This is a genomic window from Thalassolituus alkanivorans, assembly GCF_020447205.1.
Taxonomy (GTDB): domain Bacteria; phylum Pseudomonadota; class Gammaproteobacteria; order Pseudomonadales; family Oceanobacteraceae; genus Venatoribacter; species Venatoribacter alkanivorans.
In genome coordinates this window covers 1-12,935 of sequence record NZ_JAJAEL010000007.1, presented here as the reverse complement: position 1 = coordinate 12,935, position 12,935 = coordinate 1, and the positions used below count along the sequence as shown (strand labels likewise).

Genomic DNA, 12,935 nt, shown 5'->3' with positions numbered 1-12,935 from the left:
GCAGTGACCACCGACAAAACCATTAAAACCCACAATGCCATTAATAATGAGAACGGGTGATGTATGGGGAAAAAAAATCAAAGTGACATCATGGCCCGCAAGGGTAATGCGTCGCTGCGGGCGGCCAAATCAGCCGGCGCTCCTTCTTATGTCGGCAAGAATGTCCGTGCCCGGGCCGGGAAGGTTATAGCAGGTGCCGGGCGCCTGCCCAATGGTATTGCCGCTTGTCATCGTGTATCGGACAAGCGTTTCCGCACCATCTCAAAACTAACGCTGGATAAACTCGGAGATAGCAGTCTGCCTGTTGCTAAGCGCAATCAGATCCTGGCTTCATTTACCGGCCTGACAAACGCAATGGGAGGCCCCAAATTCAAACGCAAAGTGCAGCTCGAACGCCGGAAAAAATTCGTAACGATGCTGGCCAAACGTGCTGCTGACCCAGCTCCTAAGGCGCTGACCAAACAGGAGCAAAAACTGGCTCTTGATGCGACAACCGACATGGCTAACCACGCGCCCGATAATTTCTTTCTGGGGGATTCCAGTAATAACTCATCGATTGGCGAACGTCAGGATGCACGTTTGCTGCCGCCAACCAAAAAAGGTGGCAAGCGCTCGCCCAGCCCGGTGTCGTTCCGGATTGCTCAACACACCCGGGACACACTGAACGAGCTGGGAGAGCCGGTTTCGCCCCGGCTCAAAGCACTGGCCGGAGGCTCAGTGCCTTCTGGTTTTAAAACCTCGGCAACCGACTGATGTTGCACTCCGTAGCCGATATAACACAGCCTGAAAAGGGGGATTGATATGCCTGGCTCACCCAACAATGGCGGAAGTGGTTCTACTGGGACTAACCAGCCACGTCCGCCGCGTTCCACTGCAACGACCGCGCCGCAAGGTGGCTCATCTTCACGCCGAACCAACACTGCACAGAGTGCCATGGCGGCGCCATCAGCCAGACCATCCGGACCCTCACGGGCCACCGTGGCGAGCTCGTCGCGCATGCCACCGCCGCAAGCCAGGGGGCGCAAACCTAAGTCAAAACCGGTAACGGGGGTTCCCGCCCACCTGGTTTCTCAGCTGCCGGCCGGTACACTGGCTTACGGTATCGACAGTGCGCGCGCTGACGTTATGCGCTCGATATCCAATCAGAACAAACGCGGGACCGATGGCAGCAGAATTATAGGAACCGGTGGTGCGAAGCTGCCGATGAAAGTGAATGATATGGTTGATCCGATGTTGTCGCGGGCCCGCGGAGGTCTGAGTGAAGAACACATCCGGAGAACAACCCGGGGATTTTCTGCTCATCAGCGGGAATACGAACTGCACATGGCGGGTTATCAGGAATATCAGGACGTGAAACCACCGCCGCGCTCACTGGGCAGTTCAAGCAGTCAGACCGCCGAAGAACGCCGGAGAATGTTTGGCGTTACCAGTAAAGGCGGTCTGAATTTTAATCTGAAAAAAGGCCTGCCCATTGTGCAGAGCCTTGATGGTATGAATATGAGCCAGATATTCGATCCCAAGCGCCAGGGTGGTGGGTATTTTGGTTCGGTCTCCTCGCAGGAAATCCGTCATCAGACTCATAATGCAGCCTTATTCGCGCCACAGGCAGAACCCGATCAGGGGTCTCAGCCACCGACCTGGAGCGGCAATCCTGTTCGCTATGTACGAGGGGGTGTCGAAGTGCCGCCGCCAATACACGACCCTCAACACCAGCAGGTTATCGGACGATATAAACGGGTTCGTACACCGTCAGTAGCAGATATGGTTCCCCGGGTTCAGCATGCTGCCGCGGCAGCATCGTCGGCCCCGGCGGTAGATCCATCACCGATGGCATCAGCGGCCAACCATCCACCAGCACCACAAGCCCCTCAGTCGCAGCATCCTCAACAGCATCCGGCTGAATAATTTAATAACCTGAGCAAAGGAATACTTATGTGGCCAACAAACCGGGATATCGCCAAGAACAGTCTTCAGCATACGATGGAATCGGGGTTTCGTGCCCTGGTTTCCAGTCCGGCACTGAGGCGTCACCACCTGACCCAGGCAGCACTCGGGGCGGCGACTTTTTATACCGCGCTGAGTCATGCGCAGGAGCAGGCAGCAAAGCGGCAAAAGTAATTAATCAGAAACGGGGGTTGGTGTCCTGGATTCAGTCTTGGGGGCGCTGAGATATCGCGCCCCGATTGATGACTGCTGTGAACCAACAACAACTGCATGACACTGACTCAGCTAGAAAATCTGAGTCAGTCCGTCATAAAGACAACTGGCCGAAAACAGATTGTTCGGAAAAGTTGAGGTCGGTACTATATGCCATCAAGAAAGAGACCGCACAGTGCGACAACAAATTCAAACACAGTAGCGCCGATCAGAGCAATAAAGAAACCGCGCAGGGCGCACAGGTACAGAATAGAGAGGGACCGAACACTGACATCATCACAACAAACCCTGCGAGGGTTTGTTGATGTCAATGCCGCTTTAACGGGGCGCCTCAGCAAAAAAAATTATTTTCGGGTTCCATCCAATCCAACAGTGCACAGTTTCAGTTCGGGGTATCACGAAGCAGGGCTGACAACCGACAGTGCTAATCATCTGACTGCCCGATTGCACGGACAAAAAGGGATCAGCCAGTTCAGATCAAACGCTCCAGAGCCATTACGCAACAAAAAATTTTATGAAGCTAATGTCAGCACGGTAATGCATGCCGGTGACGGCTTGCGTACAGATACCGCCCAAACGGTGCTTTCGGTTCCCAGGCGGGATGGTGGCGGTGGCGCAGGACATTCTGGTTCAGGTGTAAAGCAGTCAGGGCAGAAGTCTGCACATGATCTGCTCCGGGAAAGCACCGTTGAATTATTACAGAATAAAAATTTAACCTCAGGCATTGCAGCGGTTGCTTTTGGTGCTTTTGCCGTCGCAAGTATGGCGCCAGGAGAAGTGGCGTCAAAAACCCCCAATATCCGCAAGCTCAAAGCACAGCATGTAAGAGATCATTGGGAACAAAATCGTGAGGAGGTGAAGGCCAGGGTTGAAGATCAATACCAACGACTATCGACAAACGAACAACAGGAAGTCGATACCCATATGCAGAGTTTTTTCCAAAAGCTGCCGAAGGACAGACGTCTGGCGAATGGGCGCTGTACTTCGCCGGTAAGAGACACAAGAAGGCAGCATAAAAATGCAGTGAGTGGTGGCGGTTACGTTTCGAAAAGAAATGATATTTTGCCAGGGCCACGAAAAAAACGATCTGCCATACATTCCGATCAGGACGCAAGAGAGGCAACCAGCTATTTCACTCAGCCATTCCGTTCCAATCGCTCCTGATCTGAGTTTGCAGAAGAAAAAATCTCCGGGACAAAGAGGCATTTTCCCGGGTCAAAAAACACCCGCCTGTCGCGTCATGCCCCCACCAAAGTGATCCGTTTGGCGCTGTTTCCTGCGTTGAACGACAAACATCCATGGCACCGATCCTGCTATGTAGCCTTATCGTCTTTACCGGCACGGGCTTCTTATGACATCGCAGCACCCCCCAATGTGGATAGAAAAAACGGACAGCGAACAACCGGCCATTTCCGTTTTGATCGAAGGCGACCGGACACTGGAAAGCATTGATCAGCAGTACCTCCGGGTTGAGTCCATTCAGGGGCAGGAAGGTATTTCGCAGCCTTTCCAGATGACGGTGGAATTACGTGCTGACGACACAAGCAAACAACCTGAACGCGGCCCGGTGCTCGATGGCCGTTATATCGGTCGCTGGGCAAGGCTTTGCATTCAGGGTCGTCGTTATTTTCGTGGATTGATTACCGAACTGGCTCTCGCCGCTCCGGGTTGTTACACCCTGACGGTGCAATCACCGCTGCAGATTCTGAGCCTGCGCAATCGTTATCATATCTATACCCAGTGCAACATCAGTGACCTTCTGAAAGAGGTCTTTGCGCAGGAGTTGCTGGATAACCGTTTCCGCTTAAAGCTGGATTTTGATGACAGCCTGACACTGACCCGCATTCAGGATTGGTTGCAGGCTGGCGAAACGGATATGGATTTCATCCAGAGAATTATTGCTAAATTCTGTATCCATTATTTCTTTATTCATGAAAAAGATCAGCTGACGCTGGTCTTTTCAAACACAACAGCGACCACCGAAAAAGTGTCTATTCCCGGATATCAGGCAGGTCCGCTACCGCTGCGTTATACCTACACTTCGATTGATAAACTGGGATTACAACAGGGCGATTTATTCTGCGATCTGCGCTATTCGGTCAAGATGATGCCAGCCATGGTGCGCACCATGCTCAGTCGTATAGAGGCTGCCTGGGATACCAACAAAATGGCCATCAGCGACAATACCCCCTGGATTGATAATCAACCCCACGGCAATACGGAATATCAGTGTTACCGTTATTATGACTACGGTGCAGATACTGATGAGGCGCGTGGTCAGTTCACCAAAATCTGTCAGCAAATCCAGACCGAAGCAGGCACTCTGACCGGTAACGTTACCAGTCCGCTACTCAGCCCAGGGTATTCATTTTCGCTTTGGGAACCCGTGCCGGACGAGGGGAATATGGGCAGGCCTGAATTCAGTGGCGAAGTGTTTATCGTCACCAAAATTCAGCACAAAATGAATGCCACCGGTCCATACTCCGGCAGTGTTGAAGCGACGCAACTGTACACCGGTAATGAAACACTTGAGCAAACCCTGCTGACACCATTTTCAATGCAGAACACTCACCAGGGCAGTGTTATTGCCAAGGTGATTGAGCATACGCCTCCGGCCAGTTCATATTTTGTTAATAAGAGTAATTTCCAGCCGGAAGATGGTCAGGTCAGCTTTGATGGAGATATCAGCAAGGCGCGGGGCTGTCTTGTGCGTCTGGCAACCGGCAAAGAGTACTGGGTCACGCTTTCCAAAACCTCGCAGACGGTTCCTGAAATCAATTCACTGGTCACTATTGGTCGCGGGGATGGTGAAAGCGAACAGCCAGAGTTGCAGCAGGTGTTGTCATCTCATGGTTCAAAAACCGTCACCCCACCAGGCAGGCGCAATGCTTCATGGCAGGTAAACGGCTCATGGGGAAGCAGTTATTCAACCAGCTATGGTGACAGCATCAGCATCCGCTATGGCCATAATTCCGCGACGGATTTATCTCAGGCTTCGGCGCTGGTTGAAAGTGCTTATGATAAAACCGGTATGGATAGCACGCTGTACGGTAACAGCAGCTATTCCAAAGGCGGAGGCTGGAGCCTGTCGCTGAGTGACAATGCGGATGCCGGAGTGCTCAGTGCATCGGTTTCACAGGGGAGCAGTTATAACGAAAGCCATGCCCTGATCAGTTATGGTGTAAGCCATACCGGCACCAGCCAGAGTTTTTCCCGCACAGGAAAAAGCGTTAACCGCTCGGTCACCGGAGAGTATGACGGCAACCTGGATCTGAACAATCCCAGCTTTATCGGCGGCCATATTCCCGAGCAGTCCATTGTCGATATTGCCAACCAGTTAAACACGGGAGACAGCTATAACGAGAATTACACTAAAGGGCGGTCCGTAAATTTAAGTGGCAATGGGGCGGAACCCCCTGGCTGGGATGATACCTCGGCAATGGTTTTTTCAAATTCAAAGACCGTAGGTAAGGTGGTTAATAAATCGGCGCATATTGGCGACAACTACAACACCTCAAGCCAAACCGGCAATACAACAACGTCAAACACAACCAATGGCAACAGTAATAACACCAACACCACGACGGGGAACAGCACAGGAACCACAACAACCGCGGGAGATACCAACAACACTTCGACCGTGGTAGGGAACCGCAATGAAATATCCACCTCGGTTGGATTAAGTAATGCGATCACAACCAACATTGGTGCATCCAACCGGATTGAGAATAACCTCAGCCTCAGTAACAGTATCGCCACCAATCTTTCTGCCAGTAACAATATCTCAACCACCATTGGTGCCAGCAATACCGTTGAAACCTTTATCGGTGCCAAGAATTCCGTATCGACCCAGTTAGCTGCGACCAATTCAACATCAACCACCATTGGTGCCAGCAACACTACGGAAACCTTTATCGGTGTCAAAAGCAGCATAACGACGCAACTGGCCGGCAGCAGCAACATCTCAACAACGATAGGTGCTAACTCATCCATCGATACTTTTATTGGCAGCAAAATGAATATTGCAACTCAACTTGCTTCGGTGATTGAAATAGAAACAACCATGGGAACCAAGCTCAAAACCGAAAACAATCTGAGTACCACCTTTCTGAATGAAATCACTGCAGGTTCGGTTATCAAAATGCAGGAAGCGCCGGCGGAGGTACAAATGAAGCTTTGCACCCATGCAAAAATCAGTGAAACCCAGGCAGAAATACTGAACGGCATTAAGGCCATTCTTTGATTATGCAAATTATCAAACCCCGCACTCTCAGTCTGGTCAGCAATACCTACCACTTTCATCGTCACACGCTGGCGATTGGCGTGGTCGGATTTTTCAGCCTGAAAAATCCACGTACCTTTATATCCGAAGCTCAGGGCTGGTCTCAGCTTAACCCGGCATTATCATCCGGGCTGATTCTGGATATGGGCTACGCCAAACCCTGTGGTGAAATGCTGTTGGCTGGTAACGCTTATGCGCCAGACGCAGATGCGGTAACGCGAATGAATGTCAGTGCATCATTAGGCAAACTGAAAAAAACACTGCAGATAATTGGTGATCGCCGCTGGAACGGACGTTTTTTGCGCAAGGCCAGTGCGCCCAGGCCTTTTCATTCCATGTCACTGGATTTCAGCCGGACTTATGGCGGAGGCGGATTCAGCGAAAACCCGGCAGGCAAGGGCATTATCAGCGAAGAAAACCGCCCTAAAGACGGGTTCTTCGAGTTGCCGAATATTTATCACTGTGATGAAAAAACAGCGGCCGATAGCGCGCCCAGAACTCCGGTCAGTTTTGGACCTCTGGATGTTATGCAGCCTCAGCGCAGCCGCTTTCACGGTACATTTGACCAAAGCTGGCTGGATAATATTCATCCGGGTTTTCCGCTGGATACCAATCCTCTTTTCTTTAATGCAGCAAGTGAAGATCAGCACATTAAAGGTTTCTTTTCCCCCGGCGAAGCATTTGAGATACAGGGCATGCATCCTGAGTCAGCAATTATTCAGGGACATCTGCCGCAATTACACGCCCGTGCTTTTGTTAATCAGATTGTTGATGGTGAAACTGAATTCCATGAAGTAGCCACGGCCATCGATACCGTCTGGTTTTTCCCTGATCTTGATATAGGCGTGGTGATTTATCGTGGCACGCTGCACGTTCAGAACTCTCTGGGGCTTGATGCTACCCAGCTGTTACTGGCTTATGAGCACAGCGATGACCCGGTCCGCACGGTGGCGTATTACCAGCAGGTTCTGAAACAAAAAACCGATCCTGAAACCGCTGCCGGACACATTCTTAATGAGTCGCAGCTGCTGCCACAAAAAAATGCAGCCGAAGAGGAAGAAGTCAGACAGCTCTATGCTGAAGCCAAAGCTCAGGTTCAGGAAAAAAAACAGAACTGGCTTAAACACATATTGGCCGATAAGCCATTATCCGAAACAGAAAAAAATAAAATCCGCGAACAAGTACTGGCTGATGATCCCAAAGAGCCTGCGCCGATCCCCAAGGCACTGGTTGATCGTGGCGATATTGACTTATCTCCCTATATCGATGAAGCCAAAGCGCTGGCAGAAAAAGCCCGGCAAGATGCTAAACAGCAGCAGATGCAGGCCAGCCAATATAAGAAGAACCTTGCCCCCGAATCAGAAAGCGAAATGAGACAGCGGGTGTTCAGCCCGTTTAAGCCGCAGCCTGCGGATCAGCTGATGGCCGCGACATCTCCTGCCAGTCGGCGCAGTACTTCAGAACAACTGCAGTTAGCGGAAAACCTGCAAAAAAACAGTCAGCGCCAGGCACGGCAACAGGCTCCGGAATGCACTGTGCTCAGCAAACCTCTTCCCGCAAGCGGTGCCCGGATGATCCGGGACTGGGTTGTCGATTTATTGAATGCCGGAGAATCTCTGGCCGGGCGTGACCTTGCCGGTGGCGATCTTGCCGGTCTGGATTTCAGCGGACAGGATATGACTGCCGTGATGCTGGAGCGGGCTGATCTGAGCGGCTGCTGCTTCGATCATTGTATTCTGGATGGCAGCGTTTTAACGGAGGCTGATATCTCTTATGCCAGCTTTTGTAATGCCCGCATGCAGCGCGCTAATTTATCAGGAACGCAGGGGCATGATGCGGTTTTTACCGGCGCAGATCTCAGCCATACCTTACTGGTTGCAGCAAAACTGCATAGCTGCAATTTCAGTGGTGCAACCCTTAATCGTCTTATTGCAGCTGAGGCCACGCTGAACAGCTGTCTTTTTCAGCAGATCCATTGCAGGGAAGGGCAGTTTATTCAGGCGCAGTTACCGGCCAGCGACTGGCAGGATGCAACCGTAAGCGCAACGAATTTCACTCAGGCTGAGCTGCAACATTCAAACTGGCAACGTGCGCAGCTCAATCGCTGCCTGATGATTGATATTAAGGCCGACCATATCAATTTCAGCGGCTGTCAGGCAGAGAAAATTCAGTTCAGCAACAAAGGTGAACTGAATCATGCCATTTTTACCGCCAGCAGCTGGCACATTTGTGGATTCAGTAAACTCAATATGCAGCAAAGCTGTATCCGCGATGCCGTATTCAGGGATTGTGATCTGTCAGAAACAAAGCTGAATAACAGCGACCTGCGTCATTCGCTGCTGCATAACTGCCTGCTGCGCCACGCTGATCTGAGCCATTGTGATTGTCAGAAAAGCTTTTTCAGCAGCTGTACGCTGGTTGGTACAGATTTTACAGCCGCCGATCTGAGTGAGGTACAGCTGCGGCACTGCAATACTAAGGAAGCAATATTTCATGACAGCAGACGCCAACATATGGATCAGCGCCCTGATCCATCATTAATCTGATTCTCATTGTTACAGGGAAGATACTATGAATAATAAACTGGCATCGATTCAGACGCTGATCAGCAGCGGCCAGACCATTATGAATCAGGATCTGGCCGGAGAGTCCTGGGCAGACATATCCCTGGTTGGAGCGGTCTTTATTGACTGTTCTTTTGCAGCTACTCAACTGACCGGTTGCGATCTGAGCCGAACGGTATTTATTCAGTGTGATTTCAGCCACTCACAATTCACTGATAATACAATCCAGCAATCCAGTTTTGTCCGTTGCATCTTTAATGACAGTCAATGGCGAGGGGAATGCGGCAGCAGTACGTTGTGCGAAAGCGACCTGGGTCTCAGTCACTGGCTGCAGGTAAAGCTGACGGCAACAACATTCAGCCAGTGTAATCTGAGTCAGAGTGTCTGGAGTGGCTGTACCTTTCATGCGGTCAATATGTCTGAAGTTGACACTTCCGGCATGACACTGGAGCGCTGCGACTTCAATAATATTTCCTGGCTGAACAGCGACTTCTCCACCATCACACTGAAAAATGTCAGCTTTGAAAAGGCCTTGTTATTGCAATGCCGGTTTACCGACAAAGACCTGTCGGGCGTACGCTTCCGGGCCTGTACCTGCACTGAAAGTCAGTTTACCCGCATCCGCTTCAGTGCGGCGGATCTGGCCAATTCGAATTTTTCCAAATGTCAGCTGGCGGAAGTGGATTTTTCTGATTGCAATCTGAATCAGGCACTGTTTATCGAAAGTCAGATCAGCGGATGTCATTTTACGAATGCACACCTGACCAATGCTAATTTCCAAAAAGCCGAACTGAGTGAAACCAGCTTTAAAAACAGCTACCTGACGGAGTCCTGGTTTAAGTTGGCAGTGGTCAGCAAAGTTGATTTTTCCGGTAGCGATATGCGCTACGCCAATCTGAGTTACTCGCAACTGCAGCACTGTGATTTTATCAACGTCCAGCTTTTGCGGACCAATCTGCATGCTGGCAAAGAAACCAGCTGTCGCTGGAATGGCAGCAACACCGCTGAATTATTACTGACCGATCCGGATCAGCAGGAACTGGACAAACAACTGGCAGATTACGGAGTAAGCGCATGACACCCTGTATAGAATTTCCACTGCACCATCAGTATCAGCCGACGCCACTGGAAAACGCCTACAGCGGGGTGATTACCGCTATTGATGCTGGCAATGACCAATGGATTATCGATCAGCATTTCACAGCGCAAAAGGCCGTCAGTTTATTAATAAAACCGGAGGCTGGTGATCTGGTTTATTTTGTCCGCATCGGTACGGAATTTTTCATCACTCAGATACTGCAGCGCCAAAAAAGTGATAACGCTTCCCGCCCTCTGTCTCTCGAAAGTGATCAGCCGCTGTATATCCATGCTCCCGAACTGAAGCTGAGTGCCTGGCATACGCTGGAACTGACTTCGGTCAACACATTATCGGTTGCTGCAGAGCAGGGGAGTTTCTGTTTTTCCGGTGCGCTTATTCAACAGAGTGAAAATCTGATCCAACAGGTTGGTCATATGAATCTGACCGCCCGCGGCCTTCTGCGCCTGAATGCAAAGCAGCAGTTAATTACAGCCGAAGAAGATGTACGTATCGATGGCAAACGCATCAATATGGGCTGACAGCGCCACAATTTAAAACAGGAGAATACTATGTTTGCCACCACACAAAGTCCGGCAATGCATCTGTCAGCACTGGATGTTTGCAAAACACCGATTGGGCCGGTTATTACGCCTATTCCATATCCGAATATCGGAATGTCTTCTACAGCCATTCCCAATATTTTTAATATGTATACGGTAGCTATGCCGGATCACAACTTATTGACCACGGTGCCGCTGTCTAATGGTGACCAGGCAGGGGTTCTGATGGGGGTGGTTTCCAGCATGATGATGGGGCCGGTTAAAAATATGCTGGGCAGTTTCAAGGTGTACAAGATGGTAATGCCTGCGACCAAAATGCTTTCACCCAGCCTTCATAATGGCGAGCTGCCCAATACCGTTGGTACAACACTGACGCCATCACAGGTCAAGGTCATGATTCTCAGCTGACGCCAGCAGTGGCTGGCGATCAGAGTGAGAAATCCAGCCCCACGCCCTGAATGCCATCGAGAGGCGCGTCCTGTACCAGAGGCAGGCGGGTTTGTTTTCCGGCTTTTGGGGCAGGGTGTGCAGACTGTACAGGTGCCATTGGCTGAGGCTGTGAGGTCTCAGTGGGTTCAGCCTGCAGATTTCCCGCTTTATGTGCAGATTCGGAATGCGTTGTCCGCGGCTGCGGTGCTGCCGCAATGACACTCTCGGGCAGCGCATCACTGTTCAGATAGCCCCGGCTTTTAGTACCCGGATAGCTGTCTCTGCGACTGCCAGTCTGTGGTGGGGCCATTCCATTCAGATAGCTCTGATCCTGAGCATGGAGCTGGTGAAACAGCGTGCTGTTTGCACGTACCGGCAAGTAATTATCCGTTGCTGCGGGTTCTGGCTGGCGACTGGTACGCAGATTAAGTCCTGACTCATCCAGGCTGCGCAGGCGCACATCAGCAGGCGAAGGAGCTTCAGAGCCATAAGCCTGAGCCAAACGGTAAGGAACGGCGGTAAAACCGGAGCTGTCCGCTCCGCTGCGGACAATCCGCACCATCTGTTGGTAATTCCGCAGTGGCGGTGGTGTTTTCATCGGCATTTCCTTGTCCTGTACTGATTCTCTGAACGGGCTGGCGCAGCGTGCTTCAGTCCGCCGGCCAGGCGATAAGTCTGGGAGTCTGGCCCTGAACCATCAGTGAGTACTGCAGCTGTTCCGCAGCCGGGCGCTCCGCAAAGGGGCCAACTGCCAGTATAAGCCAGTGACGATCATCTTCACTGACGGCGAATACAACAGGCGTAAAAGGCAGCTTAACCGCTGCAGTTTCGAGCCGCTTTAATTCAGCTTCAATCACCGCAGGGCTGTTGCTCATATACAGCTGCAGTCCATATTGGATATCTGCGTCGGTTGCAGAGTCAGGTAATAACTGGCCGGACAAGGACAGCTCAGCATTGGTGACCGGACGCAGCTCAAGTGAAGATGCGACAGGAGATGCAGGATAATCGGGAAGCCACAGGGTTAGTCCCGCACCGGCTGCGGTCAGCAATATAACGATCAGGCCAAATGCTTTCAGAAAGGACTCCTGATTCCATTCCAGAGTATGTGCAGAGGTTACTTGCAGATGAAGGGCTGTGCAAACGACCTTTTATATTTCCGATAATTGATATTATCGGAATAGGCGTATAAGCGTAAAATGCGGACCGCCTGTCGTCCTGGACGACAACAACAAGTGCTAAACTTTTCCACAACAAACACTAAAGAATCACAAAAAGTGCTAAACCCGTTGACCAGCGCGTCTAGCCGCCTTTAGCCATATAAATTCTCCTAAAATCCACTGATTCAAGGTGAGCTCACCACAACCATTGCCTCAGCAACCTACAGGCTTGTATACGATTCATTGATGGTTCAGCGAATGGCCACCAAGGAGTGATTAGGCGGGAGATATCTATCGGCGCTCTAACGGTAATTCACCATGAAGTCCAGATGAACCCCCCAGCCGTATTAGCCTTGAAGGATCCGATAGCGAGCTATCAGTCTGCTCAGATGATGGGGATTTCTTCAGAAATCACGCCATTCGTAGGGCGTATTTCACAATAATCCGTTAAAATAACATTTATACGGATTATTAAAGTTCTACACTTCTGAGGTTTTTATGCCGAAATCAGGCCAGGCGCGTGTTCCTACATCCGACCAGCAACAGCATCTATTCGAAGTGATCCAGCAACACCGGCACCCTGAAAAGAACACGGCCATCATGCAAATTAGTGAATCGCCACCAGTTTGCTAGACACCTTTGAGTTAGAGAAAATGACTCAAACAGAGGTGAGCATGAGCAACAAACGTTACCCCGAAGAATTCAAGA

At 50.9% G+C, this 12,935-nt stretch carries 11 protein-coding genes; 9 read left to right on the top strand and 2 right to left on the bottom strand.

What is annotated here, in order from left to right; translation table 11 throughout:
• The first annotated feature begins 90 nt into the window (after positions 1-90).
• From LGT44_RS04675 to LGT44_RS04635, 9 genes are all read left to right on the top strand, one after another.
• Complete coding sequence (locus LGT44_RS04675; protein WP_230332224.1) at positions 91-753, top strand: hypothetical protein; 663 nt, start codon at positions 91-93, stop codon at positions 751-753.
• Positions 754-996: 243 nt separating this feature from the next.
• Positions 997-1,905, top strand: a complete 909-nt coding sequence (locus tag LGT44_RS04670) for a hypothetical protein (RefSeq protein ID WP_230332223.1) — start codon at positions 997-999, stop codon at positions 1,903-1,905.
• A 27-nt stretch (positions 1,906-1,932) separates the two neighbouring features.
• The gene (locus LGT44_RS04665; protein ID WP_230332222.1) at positions 1,933-2,118 is read left to right on the top strand and encodes a hypothetical protein; all 186 of its coding nucleotides are present in this window, start codon (positions 1,933-1,935) and stop codon (positions 2,116-2,118) included.
• Positions 2,119-2,307: 189 nt separating this feature from the next.
• The gene (locus tag LGT44_RS04660; protein ID WP_230332221.1) at positions 2,308-3,321 is read left to right on the top strand and encodes a hypothetical protein; all 1,014 of its coding nucleotides are present in this window, start codon (positions 2,308-2,310) and stop codon (positions 3,319-3,321) included.
• Positions 3,322-3,508: 187 nt separating this feature from the next.
• Positions 3,509-6,400: a contractile injection system protein, VgrG/Pvc8 family gene (locus LGT44_RS04655; RefSeq protein WP_230332220.1), complete on the top strand. Its 2,892-nt coding sequence runs from the start codon at positions 3,509-3,511 to the stop codon at positions 6,398-6,400.
• 2 nt (positions 6,401-6,402) lie between these two features.
• Positions 6,403-8,985, top strand: a complete 2,583-nt coding sequence (locus LGT44_RS04650; RefSeq protein WP_230332315.1) for a DUF2169 family type VI secretion system accessory protein — start codon at positions 6,403-6,405, stop codon at positions 8,983-8,985.
• A gap of 25 nt (positions 8,986-9,010) precedes the next feature.
• Entirely contained in the window at positions 9,011-10,081 is a 1,071-nt protein-coding gene (locus LGT44_RS04645; RefSeq protein WP_230332219.1) for a pentapeptide repeat-containing protein, read from the top strand.
• A complete protein-coding gene (locus tag LGT44_RS04640; protein WP_230332218.1) occupies positions 10,078-10,620 on the top strand; it encodes a DUF3540 domain-containing protein in 543 nt (180 codons plus the stop codon). The genes LGT44_RS04645 and LGT44_RS04640 overlap by 4 nt, the downstream gene beginning before the upstream one ends.
• A gap of 30 nt (positions 10,621-10,650) precedes the next feature.
• Positions 10,651-11,049, top strand: a complete 399-nt coding sequence (locus tag LGT44_RS04635) for a DUF4150 domain-containing protein (protein ID WP_145468750.1) — start codon at positions 10,651-10,653, stop codon at positions 11,047-11,049.
• A gap of 19 nt (positions 11,050-11,068) precedes the next feature.
• Here LGT44_RS04635 and LGT44_RS04630 read toward each other — a convergent pair whose 3' ends face one another.
• Positions 11,069-11,668, bottom strand: a complete 600-nt coding sequence (locus LGT44_RS04630; protein ID WP_230332217.1) for a hypothetical protein — start codon at positions 11,666-11,668, stop codon at positions 11,069-11,071.
• Positions 11,669-11,720: 52 nt separating this feature from the next.
• The gene (locus LGT44_RS04625; RefSeq protein WP_268866388.1) at positions 11,721-12,011 is read right to left on the bottom strand and encodes an SPOR domain-containing protein; all 291 of its coding nucleotides are present in this window, start codon (positions 12,009-12,011) and stop codon (positions 11,721-11,723) included.
• Between the last annotated feature and the right edge of the window lie 924 nt (positions 12,012-12,935).